Origin of the sequence: Halomonas sp. MES3-P3E (assembly GCF_002836035.1) — a bacterium.
In the GTDB taxonomy this organism is placed as follows: domain Bacteria; phylum Pseudomonadota; class Gammaproteobacteria; order Pseudomonadales; family Halomonadaceae; genus Vreelandella; species Vreelandella arctica.
On sequence record NZ_PJBT01000183.1, the window covers coordinates 76,704 to 94,194 of the forward strand.

The following is a 17,491-nucleotide window of genomic DNA, read 5'->3' on the forward strand; positions in this document are numbered from 1 at the left end:
ATTAACCCACTCCTGGCAGCAGCTTAAAATGGTCGGCATCTTGCCAGGCAGGAAATTTTTCACGAAAAGCATCAAGGGTAGTTTTATCCAGCGTGCCCGTCTCTATAAACGGGGTATGGGCAGGTTTATCAATTAACGGTTCGCCTTTGAAGTCGACCAGTAAGGAGTCGCCGCTATAGGCAAGCCCTTTGGCATCCTCTCCAACGCGATTAACGCCAATCACATAGCTTAGGTTCTCTACCGCACGGGCCTGTAGCAGCGTACGCCAGGGGTGACGACGCGGTGCTGGCCAATTGGCGATACACAGCAGCGCATCATACTCGAAATGCTCACCTTCTGCTGGCTGCTGGCGCATCCACACTGGAAAACGCAGGTCATAGCAAACGCTCAACAGCAGCTTAAAGCCATTGAGTTCCACCACTTTGCGTTCACTACCCATGCCGTAGCGCTCATGCTCGCCAGCCATACGGAATAAGTGGCGCTTATCGTAGTAGGTTAAGTCGCCCTCCGGCGTTGCCCATATCAAGCGATTATAAAATTCGCCATTCTCTTCGATCGCCACGCTGCCGGTCATCACGCAGTTACGGGCCTGCGCCTGAGTCTGCAGCCAAGTCACACTTTGGCTTTCGGCCATCGGCTGAGCCATTTCACGGGAATTCATGGTAAAGCCGGTGGCAAACATTTCAGGCAAAACAATAAGGTCGGTATCACGGCTATCCAGCTCACCGAGTAACTCCTCAAGATGAGCGTGGTTGGCTTGTGGGTCTTCCCAGCGCAGATCGCACTGCACCAAGCTGGATCTAAGTTTAGTCATTAAACACCTCCGTTCCGCCAGTGTTATTGCAATGTTTATGCTAGATTAGCATCTTTAAATAATGAGGCTGCTATGCTTCCTACTCCAACACGCGATCCCGACGCAGTCAAAGGCGTTATGTTTGGGCTAACGGCCTATACGATGTGGGGCTGTTTTCCGCTCTTTTTTGCCTTATTTGACGGCGTTCCCGCCTTTGAAATATTGATTCACCGCATTATCTGGGCCTGCCTGTTTTTGGTGGGTCTGATTACCCTGTTACGCCGCTGGCCTCCCGTTGTTGCTGCTTTGGGCGAACCAAAAAAGCTTGGACGTGTACTGGCCTGTGCGCTATTGATCGCGTTCAACTGGGGTATCTATATCTATGCGGTGGAATCCAAGCAGGTCTTGCAGGCGAGTTTAGGCTATTTCCTGACGCCGTTGGTGAACGTCGCGCTCGGCATGCTGGTGTTGCGAGAAGTGATGGCAAAGCTGCAACTGGTGGCGCTGGGGCTAGCAAGCATTGCGATTGCCACCCAGTTTGTAATGCTTGGTGAACTGCCCTGGATCAGTTTGCTGCTGGCGTTGAGCTTCGGTAGTTACGGCCTGTTTCGTAAGCAGGTGCCGCTAGACGGCCTATCAGGGCTGTTTGTGGAAACCCTTTTGCTATTCCCCCTCGCCCTGATCGCCTTGACCTGGTTAAGCTGGAACGACACCTCACATTTTTTACAGAACACTTCAACGACCAGTTTACTGGTCGCCAGTGGGGCTTTAACCGCGCTGCCGCTAATGGCCTTTGCTGGCGCGGCCCGCCGGTTGCGTTTGGCGACCCTGGGCTTTTTGATGTACATCAACCCGAGTATTCAATTCCTGATCGCGTTAACCGTTTTCGGTGAGCCCCTTGGGCTTATCCAGTTGGCGACCTTTGTGCTTATCTGGATCGGGCTTGCGCTCTACTCCTGGTCAGCGTGGCAGTCACGCCCGCGCTACGCGGCGGCTAGTTAGAGTAAGTGGTGGTGAGTTGGCGTCTGCGGCGCCTTTCAGCATAGACGCCGATGCCGTGACCCGTTCCGGCTGATAACCCACCCGGAAGCCACCCCAATGCTTGCCCTGCACATACACTGGCACTGAAAGGTCGTGCATGATTTCTCCGGTATCCCGCTTGTAGGTCTGCAGCAACAGCGGCTTTTCATGGGCGCCACAGCGGCTACCAGTCGGGTCATCGAATATCCGCTTACTACGGCAATATTTGAGATCGTGAGCGTAGTCACCGGTTGGCTCACGGCTGACTGCCTGATTATGGGTCGGCACATAGCCTTTACGGTCGCAGGCAATGGCGTAACTCAGACCCAGCTGTTTCAGCATTGGTTCTTGCAAAGTGGGTAGGTGCTTATCGGTAAAGGTATCGAAACCGGTTTTATAAAGTGGCGGCTGGGTACCGGGGATTTGCTCGTAATGGGGCTGGAACAGTTTAGTTTCTGACAGTTCACCACTGGCAATCGCTTTTTCGAGCATCTTGCCCAACTTATCGGCAGTTGATCGCGCGGCATGAAACACCTGCTGGTGTCGCCCTTCTAGATGCTGTTGAGCCAGTTCCCCATCAACCCCTTCAGCGGCTTCCATCAACGCCCGGGCCTGCTCAGCCAAATCGTGCATATTGCGGTTGCCTTCATCCACGTCATCTTCCAGTTGGCTCAGGCTGTCCGCCACGGTTTGGCTGTGTTGACGAGTATTTTCCATGGCATCGGCGACGCGGGTAATTTCACTCTGTACCTGGTCAAATTCCTGCGTAATCGTCCCCAGACTATTGCCAACTACTTGTAATCCTTTCGAACGTTCGCTGATACGGGTCATTAAATGGCCCATGGTGGTGACCACCGATTGGCCGCTCTCGTGCATGTCTTTCACCAGCTCGTCGACACTTTGCGTCGCGGTGGAGGTTTTTAACGCCAAGTTGCGCACTTCTCCAGCGACTACTGCAAAGCCGCGCCCATGCTCCCCCGCCCGTGCCGCTTCGATGGATGCATTAAGCGAAAGAAGGTGGGTTTGCTCGGCGATATCCTCGATCATTGAGGTGACGTTACGCACACGTTCAATTTTTTCGTTCAGAGCGGTCAGCATGTCCAGTGCCTGATTAGAGCGCTCGGCGACATCACTCATATCCTGGATGATATCGTCCAGCTCCGCATGGTTATGGTGGCTGGCTTCACGGGCGCTCTCTGCCAGTGCCGCCACTTGGCTGGCGCTTGCACTGACCTGCATAATAGCCGCATTAATGGCTGTCATGCTGGTAGAAGCCTCTCGGGCCATGGTCTCTTGTTGGGTCAGGCGCTGGTCCATCAGGTCGGCATAGTGGGAGACTTCTGCCGAAGCAATTGCGGTACTGCTGGCGCGATTCATCAACCGGTAGGCCATGGCGCGCAGCGAACGGTAATCACGAAGAGATTTAAAGCCACGCTGGTGCTGCTCAAGGTGCCGTTGATCGGCGCGATATACACGCTCAAAAGTCGTTAGCAACATCGCGCCGCCCCCCAATGCGGCACATAACAGAGCAACATAAATCCAAACGCCGCCTTGAGCGGCAAGACCAACCGACAACGCCACCATCAGCACTGGAACCAGCAATAGCAGTACACTCATGAGCAGTACTCTTTTATTGATGTTGTTGAGTATCAAACAGCCTTATTAAGGAGGTTTAACTCTCCTTAGTGCGTAATCTTAACGGGTTATGCTAATGAAAGAAGTAGCACTTTGGGGGAAGACGGAAAGTTCAGAAGCGCCTGATCATCATTGAATTAGCGCCGTGCAAATGAATATAAGCACTGCAATGAATTGGAATATCCCTTACTCTCTTCATTCTGACACTCCTACACCTTATGGAATTCATGTTAAAGCGCTATTTTCCCATTCTGACGTGGCTCCCCCATTATCATAAACGTCTGCTGGGGGCCGACCTCTTAGCGGGGTTGATTGTCACCGTGATGGTTATTCCTCAGTCACTCGCCTATGCACTACTAGCTGGGCTGCCAGCAGTGGTTGGCTTGTACGCAAGCATCCTGCCGCAACTGGTTTATACCCTATTTGGTACCAGCAAAACCCTAGCGGTTGGGCCGGTCGCCATTATCGCGTTGATGACGGGTGCGGCCCTGTCATCTGTCGCAGCAACCGGCACAGAAACGTATTTACAGGCAGCGCTGATACTGTCACTGCTTTCTGGCGGCATGTTGGTAGTGATGGGCCTGCTAAAAATGGGCTTTTTCAGTAATTTCCTTAGCCATCCAGTGATTTCGGGATTTTTAACCGCATCGGGTATTTTGATCGCAGCCAGCCAACTCGGCAGTTTGCTGGGCATCGAAAGTAGTGGTTTTACCCTGGTGGAACGCCTGGTTACCTTGGTGCCCAATCTGGCGTCCTTCAACTTACCCACCCTGATGATCGGCGGCGGTACCCTGGTATTTTTGATTGCACTGCGCCGACATGGCAAAGCCACCCTACATAAAGCGGGCTTGCCTCTCCCTCTAGCGGACTTGATTGCAAAAGCTGGCCCCGTCTTTGCAGTGGTTATTACCACTCTGGTGACCTGGCACTGGCAGCTGGCGGAGAAGGGCGTCAATGTGGTTGGCCAGATACCTGGCGGCCTGCCAGCGCTGAGTTTTCCCTGGGGAGACTACTCGCTGTGGCGAGCACTGGTGATTCCTGCACTACTGATCAGCCTGGTAGGGTTTGTAGAGTCGGTCTCCATGGGACAGATGCTGGCGGCTAAGCGGCGCCAGCGTATCTCGCCCAATCAGGAGTTAGTGGGCCTGGGCGCTAGCAATCTGGCCGCCGGTTTTTCCAGCGGCATGCCGGTCACCGGCGGTTTATCACGCACCGTCATCAACTACGACGCAGGCGCCCAGACACCTGCCGCCGGTGCCTTTGCGGCATTAGGCATTGCACTGGTAACGCTGTCATTCACCGGCTGGCTCTTCTACCTGCCAATTGCGACCCTGGCCGCGACCATCACCGTGTCGATTTTGACGCTGGTGGATATCCCCATGCTGCGCCAAACCTTGCGCTACTCACGCAGCGACTTTGCTGCCATGGCAGTGACCATTCTACTCACGCTGATCGAAGGCGTTGAAGCCGGTATCCTCAGCGGTGTCACGCTATCCATTGCGTTGTTCTTGTACCGTACCAGCCGTCCTCATAGCGCGCTGGTGGGCCGGGTTCCCGGTACCGAGCACTTCAGAAACACCACCCGCCACGATGTGGAGACGGTCAATAATGTGGCCCTGCTGCGCATTGATGAGAGCCTCTATTTTGCCAATGCCCGCTACTTGGAAGACACCGTTTATAACCTAGTGGCGAGCCAACCTGAGCTAGAACACGTTGTGTTGATCTGCTCGGCCGTCAACCTCATAGATGCTTCAGCGCTGGAAAGCCTGGATGCCATCAATGCCCGTTTAAAAGACTCCGATGTAAAACTGCATCTATCCGAGGTCAAAGGTCCGGTGATGGATCAACTCAAGAAGAGTGACTTTCTGGATGCGCTTACCGGCCGAGTATTTTTAAGTACTTACGCCGCTTGGCGTGAATTCTCTTAATTACATAGCATTCGCGACTATTCTGAAAAACCAGGCAATTGCCTGGTTTTTTTATGCATGACTATTACCAACGCGAGTCGCCACTGACAACGGCATTGACAGCCACCCAGCGGCTTCTCTACTATCAGCTGACCACTTAGCAAAATACAATACCGCAGAGCAAAACAAAAAGTAACTAAACGTAACCACTAACGTCATTACAACCACAATAAAGGAGCATTCCAATGCGCCCATTCGCTCACCGCCTACTTGTTGCCGCCCTACCTCTATCGCTACTCGGCGCAGCAGTAAGCCATGCCAATGAAATTGAACTGCCCGGCACAATGGCCTGGACAGCCTATGGCACTAACTCAAGTGGCTATGCCCAAGCCGTCGCCATCGGTAATATGCTGCAGAACAAATACGACTCATCGGTACGAATCCTACCGGGCGACAACGATGTTTCCCGCATGACCCCGCTGAAACAGGGCCGTGTGGATCTTTGCGCCTGCGGCATTGCCAGTTACTACGGCGCCGAAGGGGTCATGATGTTTGCCGACCCTGACTGGGGCCCTCAGCCGCTACGCGTGATTACCACCTCCACCGCCTCTTTTGGCCTTTCCCTTGCGGTCGCGGGCGACTTAGACGTTGAAACGCCCGCTGACTTGGCGGGCAAACGCATCGCCTATATCCGCGGCGACGATGCGCTCAATAAAGGCACAGAGGCGTATCTCGCCTTTGGCGGTTTAACCTGGGATGACGTCGAGCGGGTTGATTATCCCGGCTACGGCCGCTCATTTGACGGCATTATCGCTGGCGATGTGGACGCCTCCTTTACCACCACAGTGACACCGCCAGCCCAGCAACTTGCCAGCAGCCCGCGCGGCATTAGCTGGCCAGTGCTGGATCCTAACGACGAAGCAGGCTGGGAGCGTATGGCGGCGGTTGCGCCCTACTTCCGTCCTCACGAGGTCACTTCTGGGGCAGGCGGCGTTAGCGCCGAAAACCCGGTGCCCAGCGCTAGTTATCCTTACCCCATTGTGGTCGCCAACCAAGACCTCGACGACAACGTCGCTTATGGCCTGATCAAAGCGATGCAGGAAAATTTTGATGACTACAAAGACAACGCCCCAGGTGCGCTTGGCTATGCATTGGAACAGCAAGACCTTCAGTGGGTAGTGCCTTTCCACGATGCGGTCGTGGAGTACTACAAAGAAATCGATGTATGGACTGATGAAATGCAGGCCCATCAGGACAAGCTCGTTGAGCGCCAGAACGTGCTGTTAACCGCCTGGGAAAGCTTTATGCAAGACGCACCCAGTGATGATGAAGCATTTACTGCCGACTGGATGGAAACCCGAGCCACCGCACTAAGCGATGCTGGCTTCGAACCGATCTTCGAGTAATACGCCACGGGGCGGCGCCCGCCGCCCCCTGCTGATTGACGGATGTCCCCCATGACCACAGATACCTCGCCTGCCAATAATCAGCAGGTTAAAGAAAAGATCAGCCAAATTCGTCAGCTTCCCCCTGCGCTGCGCTGGATTCCCGCCACGGTGACCGTCATTTTGATGGCTATGACCCTGGATTATCTTTTTAACATCGGCTTACTGACTTTTGTTACGGGCCTGGAGACGCAGTTCTATTACGCGGTTGTAGCGCTACTGCTCCCGCTGGTATTTCTGCTCTGGCCCATGCGCGGCAGCCAGCAAGAGCAGCCTATCCCCTGGTATGACTATCTGCTCAGCGCATTCACGCTGATCGTAGGCGGCTACTTCGTGTATAACGCGGTACCCATACTGGAGCGCGGCTGGGCGTTTTCCGCACCCGAGCTTGCTATCTATGCCAGTTACGCTTACTGGGCGCTCATTATTGAAGCGGCACGCCGGGCAGGCGGTTTGCCTATCGCTATTATTGCAGGCGTGTTCTCTCTCTACCCATTGGTAGCCGATATCGTCCCCGGCCCTATCCAGGCGTTTCCTTCCACCCTGGAACAAACCGCCATGTACCACACCATGAGCACCGAAAGCATCATGGGTGTGCCGCTGCAGGCGTTTGCAGGCTTAGTGATCGGCTTTTTGGTCTTTGGCGTGGTGCTGCAGAAAAGCGGCGGCGGCAAGTTTTTCATCAATCTAGCCTTTGCTCTGCTGGGCCATGTACGCGGTGGCCCGGCCAAGGTATCGATCTTCTCCAGCGGCCTGATGGGCTCCATGAGCGGCAGTGTGATCAGTAACGTGCTGACTACCGGCGTGCTGTCGATTCCGGCCATGCGCCGTATCGGTATGAGCCGCTCCTTTGCGGGCGGTGTTGAAGCCTGTGCCTCAACGGGCGGTGTATTGATGCCCCCCGTGATGGGGGCTACCGCTTTTGTCATGGCGATGTTCCTAGACATTCCTTACTCTGCGGTTGCCCTTGCCGCCGTCATTCCTTCAATTCTGTATTTCCTCGGCCTGTTTATCCAGATTGATGCCTACGCGGCCCGCAATGATATTAAGGGCTTACCCGCGATTGAGCTGCCTTCAATTAAGCAAACGCTCAAAGAGGGCTGGTACTTCATCTTCGTCTTCGGTCTGCTGGTGTGGATGCTGCTAGTCATGCAGCGCGAAGCGGTTGCCCCCTTCTATGCCACCGCCCTGCTGCTGGTGCTCAACCAGCTCTCCAAGCACAACCGCTGGGGCTGGAAGGATGTCACCGACACGCTATCGTCAGCGGCCAAGCTGTTTGCTGAGCTTATCGCCATTCTGGCGGGCGTGGGTATGCTGGTGGGCGCGCTCTCCATGACCGGCCTTTCCGGCACCATCGCCAACGACTTTATCAATATCGCTGGCGGCAGCGTGCCGCTACTGCTGATTATGGGCGCGGTCACCAGCTTTGTGTTGGGCATTGGCATGACGGTCACTGCGGCCTATATCTTCCTGGCGGTGGCGCTCGCCCCTGCGCTGATTCAAGGCGGCGGTCTAGACCCCATGGCGGTGCACATGTTCATCCTCTACTGGGGCATGCTGAGCTTTATCACCCCGCCCGTGGCGCTGGGTGCCTTTGCTGCCGCCACCGTGGCAGGTGCCCGCCCGATGGAAACCGGCCTGCAGGCCATGCGCCTGGGCAGCGTTATTTACTTTATTCCCTTCCTGTTCGTGCTTAACCCCGCGCTGATTATGCAGGGCGAACCGTTGATGATCATCGTCGTATTTATCCAGGCGGTCATCGGCATCATCCTGTTTGCATCAGCGATGCAAGGCTACCTGATGGGGGTTGGTCGACTGGGCTACGGCGCGCTGCAGGAGATCGTCATTCGTGCCCTCGTATTGATCGCAGGTCTGCTGCTAGCGCTACCTGGCGGCGGCCTGGTGCCATTAAGCCAGTGGGAATTAATCAGCCTCGCCGCGTTAGCACTGGTACCCGGCGTTTTAATGGCGCGTTTAAGCCAGCGCCACCATCGGCGTTCGCTTACTGCCAACGCTTAATCTAACTTCGAGGAATCTTATGAGCACAAAAACAACACTCTCCCTCGTATTCAGTAGCTTGGCTGCTGGGCTAATCATCACGAGCAACGCTAGCGCCATGCCCAGCACGCTTAACTGGACCGCTTACGGCACCGGCACCAGCGGCAATGCGCAAATCATGGCGATTAGCCAACTGCTACAAGAGGAGCATGGCACGCAGTCCAGAGTCATTCCTGGCGAAAACGACACCATGCGTATGACACCGCTGAAAACGGGCCGGGTTGATCTGTGCGCCTGCGGAATCGCGAGCTACTACGGCTCCGAAGGGGTGATGATGTTTGCTCGCCCCGACTGGGGCCCACAGCCTATTCGCGTGATTTCAACCTCGATGGCCAGTTTTGGGTTAGGCATGGCGGTCGCGGGAGACGTGGACATTGAGTCAATCCACGACCTTAAAGGCAAGCGATTGGCCTACCTGCGTGGAGACGACGCGCTGAATAAAGCTGCCGAAGCCTACCTAGCATTCGCCGGGTTAACGTGGGATGACGTTGAGCGAGTCGATTTCCCCGGCTACAACGCCGCCTTCGACGGCATTATCAGCGACCGCGCCGATGCCGCGATCACCACCACGGTAACGCCTGCGGCCCAACGCTTAGCCGCTAGCCCCCGCGGCTTGCAGTGGCCTGAACTGCCTACCGATGATGAGGCTGGCTGGGCGCGGATGCTGGAAGTAGCGCCGTACTTCCAACCCCACGACGTCACCTCAGGCGCTGGTATTGACGCCGAGCAGCCGCTTGCCAGCGCCAGCTACCCTTACCCGATTATGGTGAGCAACGCCGATTTAGCCCCGGAAACGGCCAACGGTTTGATTACCACGCTGGTGGAGTCGTTTGACGACTATAAGGATAACGCCCCAGGCGCTAGCGGCTATGCGCTCGAAAATCAGAACATGACCTGGGTGGTGCCTTTCCACGATGCCGTGGTGGCGTACTACCAGGAAAGCGGTGTGTGGACCGATGAAATGGAAGCGCATCAAAACGCCTTGGTGGAGCGGCAACAGCTGCTAATGGACACCTGGAAAACCTATCAAGCCGATGCGCCAGAAGAGGAAGCGGCGTTTATCGACGGCTGGATGGAAACCCGGCGGGCCGCCTTACAAGAAGCTGGGTTAAATCCCGTTTTCTAATTTTAATTAAATAAATACGGAAAGCCCTTATCTAAGGCCGCCTCTGTGCGGCCTTAGATTTAGGTAGCCAAATTCCGCATTGCAGAACTACGTTTTACATTATTGACTCTTTTAGCAACTTTCGCCATGATCCATATATTCCAAATAACAAGCTTAAATTTCACATAGCGAAACACGGGAGCCACTATGAGTGTTCACTACCAGCGGCATGGCGAGGTCGGCGTCATCAGCATCGCTAACCCGCCCGTCAACGCGTTGGGCCAAGCGGTGCGTAGCGGCTTACTCAGCGCCCTTGAAGAGGGGTTGGCCGACCAGCAGGCCAAAGCACTGGTGGTGATGGCCGAGGGGCGCACCTTTATCGCCGGGGCCGATATACGTGAATTTGGTAAGCCGCCTCAAGCGCCGCTGCTACCGGATGTGATTTCACAGCTAGAAGCCTGCTCCAAACCGCTTATCGCATCGCTACACGGCACCGCGCTAGGCGGCGGCTTGGAGGTCGCACTGGGCTGCCACTATCGCGTCGCCCTGACAGGCACTCGCGTCGGCTTACCGGAAGTGAAGCTTGGCTTACTACCAGGCGCAGGAGGCACCCAGCGTCTCCCACGTTTGGTAGGTGTGGAAAACGCCTTGGAAATCATCACCAGCGGGCGCTTCGTAGAGGCCACTGAAGCACTTGATATCGGCATTATTGATGACATCAGCGATGCCCAGACGTCGCTGGAGGCAGGGCTAGCAGCGGCACAAGCGGTTCTGTACGGCCAACAGCACACGCGCATCACTGGGCAATTACCTGCCCCAGAGGCCAACCCCCAGGCCATTGCCACCATGCGGAAACAGCTGGAAGCCATCGCACCGGCGCTGTTTTCACCGTTTCGCATTGTGGAAGCCGTTGACGCCTGCACGAAAGCGGCGTCGCTGGAAGAGGGATTGCGCCGCGAGCGGGAGCTGTTTCTGGCTTGCATGGACTCTCCGCAGCGTGCCGGGCTTATTCATCTATTTTTTGCCGCCAGAAATCCCCACGTGGTACCTGGAGTAGATAACGCTGAGCCATTTCGCCATATCGCCCTCATCGGCGAGCACCCGCTGTTTGAGACGCTTCATACCGCCGCCCAGCGCGCCAGCATAACGCTAACCGATACCCCAAACGATAGCACTGAGCTGTGCCTGCTCGCCCCTGGCGCAGACGCAAGCGCCTGCCCTTCTCAAGCAGTCACCGTAGCGCTGCAGCCACTCACCGACAGTGCCTCAGCCACACTCCTAAGCCTGGTACTTGCCGAGCGCGGCCCGTTCCATGAATTGGTGAATCACAGTGCCAGCGCGACCGACCAGCAGCGGGTTGCCTTAACGCTCAAAGCGCTGCGGGCTAATGTCGTGGCAACTCAGTCTCAAAGCGTACTGAGCACGCTTTATAACGCCGCAAAGCAAGCGCCCGACAACGACGCTCAGTCAGCCATGGAGCAGGCGAGCCTGACGCTAGCACAGCAAGGCGCCTGCTACCGCGAGGGCGATATTGATCTGTTGGCGGTGGAAGCGTTGGGCTACCCACGCCATTTAGGCGGGCCGCACCGCCAAGCCTCTCTGCCATCCCATTTATCGACTCACAAAAAGACGCCTTCCGAGGATGCACACTCATGAACCTGACGTTTAGCCCCGAAGAGCAGGCATTCCGCGAGGAAGTCCGCCGATTTTTAGCCGATGCACTGCCCAGCGACATCCGTGAGCGCGTGCGCCTAGGCCGCCATCTGCGGGCCGATGACCACATCCGCTGGCAGAATATTCTCAGCGATCAAGGGTGGCTTGCCGCCAACTGGCCTGTTGAGCACGGCGGTCCAGGCTGGGGCCCGGTGCAGCGGCATATCTTCGATGAAGAGTGCGCCGCCGCCCACGCCCCTACGGTGGTGCCCTTTGGCGTCAACATGGTCGCGCCAGTGATCATGAAATTTGGCAGCGCGGAGCAGCAACAGCACTACTTGCCGCGGATTCTTAATAACCAGGACTGGTGGTGCCAGGGCTACTCCGAACCGGGCGCTGGCTCGGATTTGGCGGGCTTATCCACCCGCGCCGTGCTCGATGGCGACCACTACATCGTCAATGGCCAGAAAACCTGGACGACCCTAGGCCAGCACGCCAACATGATGTTCTGTTTGGTGCGCACCGACCCACACGCGAAAAAGCAGGCGGGCATCAGCTTTTTACTGATTGATATGCAGACGCCCGGCATTACCATACGGCCGATTATCACCCTCGACGGCGCTCATGAAGTCAACGAAGTGTTTCTCGATGATGTGCGCGTGCCAGTAGAAAACCGCGTTGGTGAAGAGGGCCAAGGTTGGACCTGCGCCAAATTCTTGCTTACCCACGAGCGTACCGGTATTGCTGGGCTTGGCCACGCCAAACAGGCGCTGCGCCATTTGAAGTCCCTCGCCTCCCGTATGCAGCATCGCGGCAAACCACTTTTATCGCTACCCAGCTTTCGCCAGCGGGTGGTCAAAGCCGAGCTTGAACTGATGGCGCTTGAAGTCACCAACCTGCGCGTGATTGCCGCAGCGCGGGATGGCGGCGTGCCCGGTGCGGAGAGTTCACTACTGAAAGTACGCGGCTCTGAGCTGCGCCAAGAGATCAGTGAACTCACCCGCCGCGCGCTTGGGCCTGCTGCCCTGCCGTTCTTCTCCGAGTGTCTCCATGGTGATGCGTCGCTAGATGACGAATACGCCCAAGGCGCTGCCGCCAGCGCCCAGTATTTTAATCGTCGCAAGCTGTCGATTTATGGCGGTGCCAACGAAATTCAGAAAGGCATCGTCGCTAAAACCATTTTAGGTATGTAAGGGGGTCACCATGGATTTTGCACTCACCGACGAGCAGCGCATGCTCGAAGAGACACTCACCCGTTTGGTGGCAGACCAGGTATCGCCCGAGCAGCGCCGCGCTATGCTGGAAGCGCCAGCCCAAGGGGCCAGCCCGCTATGGCGCACGTTTGCCGAGCTGGGGCTGCTGCATATGCCGTTTAGCGAAGACGTAGGCGGGCTAGGCGGCGACGGCACCTATTTAATGATTATTATGCAAGCGTTGGGGCGCGGCTTGGTGCCGGAAGCGTACCTGTTTGGGTTAGTCATGCCCGGGCAGCTGCTTGCGCTATGCGCCAACCCCGCACAGCAAGAGCGCTGGCTGGCTCCGCTGTTAGAAGGTGAACACCAGCTCGCCTTGGCTTGGCAAGAACACACAGCCCGCTATGACGCTTTCGACATTTCTACCCACGCGATCCAGCAAAATAACCAGTGGCAGCTTAACGGCCGCAAAGATGTGGTGATGAATCTAGGCAGTGCCGCCGCCACGCTTGTGACCGCCCAACTGTCAAGCGGCAAGTTAGGACTGTTCATGGTCCCTGCGGACACTCAAGGCGTAACCTTACATACCTACCGCACGATGGATGACCAGCCCGCCGGTGACCTAACGTTGAACAGCGTGACTCTGCCGCTAGAGAACTGCCTAAGCGAAGACGCCAGTGACGCCCTGGCAGAGGTGCTGGCCCTGGGCCGCGGGGCGCTGTGCGCCGAAGCCATCGGCGCGATGGAAACCGCCTGCGACCAAACCCTCGCCTATTTAAAAGAGCGTAAGCAGTTTGGCCTGCCGCTGGCCACGTTCCAGTCACTGCAGCACCGCATGGTGGATATGCACCTTCACCTAGAACAGTCGCGCTCCATGGCGATTCTCGCCGCCGCCAGCCTCTCACTGCCTGCTGACGAGCGGGACTATAAAATCGCCGCGGCCAAGGCTTACTGCGGCGAGTCTGCGCGCTTTATTGCGGAACAGGCCATTCAGCTTCATGGCGGCATGGGTATGACCGAAGAGTGCTACGTCGCCCACTACGCCAAACATCTGGTGATGTTTGACCACTACCTGGGCGACAGCGACTATCACCTTGAAACGGTGAGCGAACAGCTCGACGCCGCCTAAGGAGAAGCTCATGCGCAGTGACGAAACGTCACTTGTACGCGTTGAGACTACCGAGGGCGGTATCGCCGAAGTGACCATTGCGCGCCCTGCGGTGCGCAATGCCCTCAACGAGCCCACGGCCCTGGCGCTCAATGACGCATTAGCCACCGTGGCGGCTGACCCGCAGGTACGCTGCGTGATCCTCAGCGGTGAAGGTAGCGCTTTTTGCGCCGGTGCTGATTTAGCGGAATTCGAAAAGGCCTCCACCCAGCCTGCAAGCCAACGGCTGGCAACGCTTTTTTTGCCTGCGCTGCACAGCATGATGACGATGGAAAAGCCCGTGATCGCCGCGGTGAGCGGCGCTGCTGCGGGGATTGGTGTGTCCTACGTGCTGGCCAGCGATATGGTGGTGATGGGCCGCTCGGCTTACCTGAAGCTGGCCTTTATCAATATTGGTTTGATTCCCGATGGCGGCGCTTGCTGGCATTTGGTGCGCAAGCTTGGTCATGCCCAAGCCTTTGAGATGGCAGCGCTGGCCACGCCCATGGATGCCGAGCGCTGCGTGGCGCTGGGCCTAGCCAACCGGGCGGTGGAAGATGATCAGGTGTTAGCGGAAGCACGAGCGCTGGCACAGGCCCTGGTGGCTCAATCACCTCAAGCGCTGGGAGCAACGAAACGGGCCATGCGACAGGCAGCGAACCTGTCCCTTGACGACACTCTAATGCTTGAAGGCGCCCTGCAGGATGAGTGTAAAGCCACCGAGGATTTTCACGCTCGCGTGGCTGCTTTTCGTCAGCGCCGTCGTAACTGATCTAGTGCTTGCTGATAATCCGTACGAAGCGTGGCTACTTCATCCGCCACGCTGTTCAGTGTGGTAATGCCCCCCACTCCCTGCCCGGCACCCCAAATATCCCGCCACGCTTTTGCCTTACTGCTGCCGCCTGATCCATAGCGCATGGCATTTTTGTCGCCCTCTGGCAGTGCCTCTGGGTCAAGCCCGGCCAGCTCGATGCTTTGGCGTAAGTAGTTACCGTGCACGCCAGTAAACAGGTTGGTATAAACGATATCCCCCGCAGCGGCTTCCAATACCATCTGCTTGTAAGCGGGCTGAGCATTGGCTTCCTGGGTGGCAATAAAGCGCGTGCCCATATACACCATGTCCACGCCCAGCGCCTGGGCGGCGGCGATCTGCTCGCCTTTGGTTATCGCCCCTGCCAGCACCAGCGGGCCATCGTAAAACTGCCTGACCTCCGCCACAAAAGCGAAGGGGTTAAGCCGCCCCGCATGGCCGCCTGCGCCATGACAGACCAAAATTAGCCCATCCACCCCGGCGTCGATGGCTTTTTTAGCGTGCCTCAGCGTGGTCACGTCGTGAAATACCATGCCGCCATAGGCGTGCACCTGTTCGACCACCCGGTTGGGCGCATGCAGGCTGGTAATGATCAGCGGCACCTTGAACTCAGCACATAGCGCCACATCATGCTCCAGTCGGTCATTGGTGGGGTGCACGATCTGATTCACCGCAAACGGCGCGGCGGGCTGCTGCGGGTGCCGGGCGCTGTAGTCGGCCAGCGTCTCGGTAATCTGCTGCAGCCACTCCCGAAGCACTTCCGCAGGCCTGGCGTTCAGCGCCGGAAACGCGCCAATAATCCCCGCCTTACACTGGGCAATCACCAGCTCAGGGCCAGAAACGATAAACATGGGAGAGCCGATAACCGGCAGCGTCATCGAGGCAGTCAGTTGGGTTAGCATAAGCAGCTCGCTGATTATTATTAAAATTTCTAAGCGAAAAAAGCCCCTTTCGGGGCTTTTGAGGGACGTTTACAGTTTGCTCTCAAGCTCCGGCAGGATCTCGAACAGATCCCCGACCAGGCCGTAGTCGGCCACCTGAAAGATCGGCGCTTCGTCGTCTTTGTTGATGGCGACGATCACCTTGGAGTCTTTCATCCCCGCCAAGTGCTGAATCGCACCTGAAATACCCACCGCAATGTAAAGCTCGGGGGCGACGATCTTGCCCGTCTGGCCGACCTGCATGTCGTTGGGTACGAAGCCAGCGTCCACCGCCGCACGGGAGGCACCGATGGCGGCACCCAGCTTGTCGGCGATGCCGTCGAGCAGTTTGAAGTTCTCGCCGTTGCCCATGCCGCGGCCGCCTGAGATGACGACCTTGGCGCCACCGAGTTCCGGGCGGTCGCTTTGCGCCAGCTCTTGCTTGACGAAGCTGGACTGGGCGTTGTCGGCGACGAAAGCCACCGCTTCCGTTGTGGCGCTACCGCCGGTACCGACCGCATCAAAACCGGTGGTACGGATGGTGATGACTTTTAGCGCGTCGTCACTTTTGACCGTGGCGATGGCGTTACCGGCATAGATCGGGCGCAGGAAGGTATCGGCGCTTTCGACGCCAATCACGTCTGACAGCTGGCTAACATCTTTCAGGGCCGCCAGGCGCGGCAGCACGTTTTTGCCGGTGGTGGAGGCGCTGGCCAGTACGTGGGTGTAGTCCCCTGCTAGCTCCACCAGCAGCGCACCCATGGGCTCGGCAAGCTGATGAGCGTAGGCAGCGTTATCTGCTACGCGTACTTTGCTCACGCCGTAGAGTTTTGCAGCGGCGTCTGCCGCCGCCTGGACGCCTTCACCGGCGACCAGCACATCAATATCGCCACCGATGGCCTGGGCCGCTGCGACGACGTGAGCGGTCGCGCCCGCTAACTGACCTTCATGAAGGTCGGCAAGTACCAGAATGCTCATGAGATCAGCTCCTTTTAAAGCACTTTGGCTTCGTTTTTCAGTTTGTCGATCAGCTCGTCCACCGAGGCAACTTTGATACCGCCTTTGCGCTCGGCAGGAGATTCCACTTTGAGCAGCGTGACTTTGGAGGCCACTTCCACGCCATAGTCGGCGGGGGTTTTGACATCCAGCGGCTTTTTCTTGGCCTTCATGATGTCCGGCAGCTTGGCGTAGCGCGGCTCGTTCAGGCGCAGGTCGGTGGTGACGATCGCCGGGAGTGTCAGCGCGACGGTTTGCAGGCCGCCGTCGATTTCACGGGTGACGTTGACCTTGTCTCCATCTACGGCCACTTCCGAAGCAAACGTGCCTTGCGGCAGGTTAGTCAGCGCGGCGAGCATCTGGCCGGTCTGGTTGTTGTCGGTGTCGATGGCCTGTTTGCCGAGGATGACGAGGCCGGGCTGCTCTTCATCCACCACTTTGGCCAGCAGTTTGGCCACCGCCAGCGATTCGGCGCGCTCGTCGGTTTCAATGTGGATGGCGCGGTCAGCCCCCAGCGCCAGCGCGGTGCGCAGCTGCTCTTGGGCGGCCTTGGGGCCTACGGTCACGGCCACGACTTCGGTGGCTACGCCCTTCTCTTTCAGGCGCACCGCCTCTTCCACGGCAATTTCGCAGAAGGGGTTCATGGCCATTTTGACGTTGGTAAGGTCCACATCAGAATGGTCCGCTTTGACGCGGATTTTGACGTTGTAGTCGATGACGCGTTTCACCGCGACGAGGATTTTCATAAGGCATGCTCCAGCGATTGAACCATCGGCTTTTTATTCCGCACAGCAAAATAATATTTCAC

General features: G+C 57.1%; 14 protein-coding genes. 9 read left to right on the forward strand and 5 right to left on the reverse strand.

What is annotated here, in order from left to right:
* Window position 1: 1 nt before the first annotated feature.
* Window positions 2-814: an amidohydrolase gene (locus tag CXF87_RS13775; RefSeq protein WP_101146993.1), complete on the reverse strand. Its 813-nt coding sequence runs from the start codon at window positions 812-814 to the stop codon at window positions 2-4.
* 72 nt (window positions 815-886) lie between these two features.
* Here CXF87_RS13775 and rarD point away from each other — a divergent pair, with 72 nt between their 5' ends.
* Window positions 887-1,795, forward strand: coding sequence for an EamA family transporter RarD (gene rarD, locus CXF87_RS13780; RefSeq protein ID WP_008956909.1), 909 nt, complete (start codon window positions 887-889; stop codon window positions 1,793-1,795).
* Here the strand turns inward: rarD and CXF87_RS13785 are convergent.
* Complete coding sequence (locus CXF87_RS13785; RefSeq protein ID WP_101146994.1) at window positions 1,766-3,430, reverse strand: methyl-accepting chemotaxis protein; 1,665 nt, start codon at window positions 3,428-3,430, stop codon at window positions 1,766-1,768. The genes rarD and CXF87_RS13785 overlap by 30 nt on opposite strands.
* 245 nt (window positions 3,431-3,675) lie before the next feature.
* Between CXF87_RS13785 and CXF87_RS13790 the strand changes: the two genes are divergently transcribed.
* The 8 genes from CXF87_RS13790 (at window position 3,676) to CXF87_RS13825 (ending at window position 14,728) form a co-directional block, all read left to right on the forward strand.
* On the forward strand, window positions 3,676-5,376 hold the full coding sequence (locus tag CXF87_RS13790; protein ID WP_101146995.1) for a SulP family inorganic anion transporter: 1,701 nt from the start codon (window positions 3,676-3,678) through the stop codon (window positions 5,374-5,376).
* Window positions 5,377-5,600: 224 nt separating this feature from the next.
* Window positions 5,601-6,761, forward strand: a complete 1,161-nt coding sequence (locus CXF87_RS13795) for a TAXI family TRAP transporter solute-binding subunit (protein WP_101146996.1) — start codon at window positions 5,601-5,603, stop codon at window positions 6,759-6,761.
* Between the two features lie 51 nt (window positions 6,762-6,812).
* On the forward strand, window positions 6,813-8,819 hold the full coding sequence (locus CXF87_RS13800) for a TRAP transporter permease (RefSeq protein WP_101146997.1): 2,007 nt from the start codon (window positions 6,813-6,815) through the stop codon (window positions 8,817-8,819).
* A gap of 19 nt (window positions 8,820-8,838) precedes the next feature.
* Window positions 8,839-9,984: a TAXI family TRAP transporter solute-binding subunit gene (locus CXF87_RS13805; RefSeq protein ID WP_101146998.1), complete on the forward strand. Its 1,146-nt coding sequence runs from the start codon at window positions 8,839-8,841 to the stop codon at window positions 9,982-9,984.
* A gap of 186 nt (window positions 9,985-10,170) precedes the next feature.
* Window positions 10,171-11,619 (forward strand): enoyl-CoA hydratase/isomerase family protein, encoded by a 1,449-nt coding sequence (locus CXF87_RS13810; RefSeq protein WP_101146999.1) that lies wholly within the window; start codon window positions 10,171-10,173, stop codon window positions 11,617-11,619.
* Window positions 11,616-12,809, forward strand: a complete 1,194-nt coding sequence (locus tag CXF87_RS13815; protein ID WP_101147000.1) for an acyl-CoA dehydrogenase family protein — start codon at window positions 11,616-11,618, stop codon at window positions 12,807-12,809. The genes CXF87_RS13810 and CXF87_RS13815 overlap by 4 nt, the downstream gene beginning before the upstream one ends.
* 10 nt (window positions 12,810-12,819) lie before the next feature.
* Complete coding sequence (locus CXF87_RS13820; RefSeq protein WP_101147001.1) at window positions 12,820-13,938, forward strand: acyl-CoA dehydrogenase family protein; 1,119 nt, start codon at window positions 12,820-12,822, stop codon at window positions 13,936-13,938.
* 10 nt (window positions 13,939-13,948) lie between these two features.
* Complete coding sequence (locus CXF87_RS13825) at window positions 13,949-14,728, forward strand: enoyl-CoA hydratase/isomerase family protein (protein WP_101147002.1); 780 nt, start codon at window positions 13,949-13,951, stop codon at window positions 14,726-14,728.
* Here CXF87_RS13825 and CXF87_RS13830 read toward each other — a convergent pair.
* The 3 genes from CXF87_RS13830 to CXF87_RS13840 form a co-directional block, all read right to left on the reverse strand.
* Entirely contained in the window at window positions 14,710-15,669 is a 960-nt protein-coding gene (locus tag CXF87_RS13830; protein ID WP_101147003.1) for an NAD(P)H-dependent flavin oxidoreductase, read from the reverse strand. The genes CXF87_RS13825 and CXF87_RS13830 overlap by 19 nt on opposite strands.
* Window positions 15,670-15,738: 69 nt before the next feature.
* Window positions 15,739-16,665, reverse strand: coding sequence for an electron transfer flavoprotein subunit alpha/FixB family protein (locus CXF87_RS13835; protein ID WP_101147004.1), 927 nt, complete (start codon window positions 16,663-16,665; stop codon window positions 15,739-15,741).
* Window positions 16,666-16,679: 14 nt separating this feature from the next.
* Window positions 16,680-17,429, reverse strand: coding sequence for an electron transfer flavoprotein subunit beta/FixA family protein (locus CXF87_RS13840; RefSeq protein ID WP_101147005.1), 750 nt, complete (start codon window positions 17,427-17,429; stop codon window positions 16,680-16,682).
* Window positions 17,430-17,491: the final 62 nt, after the last annotated feature.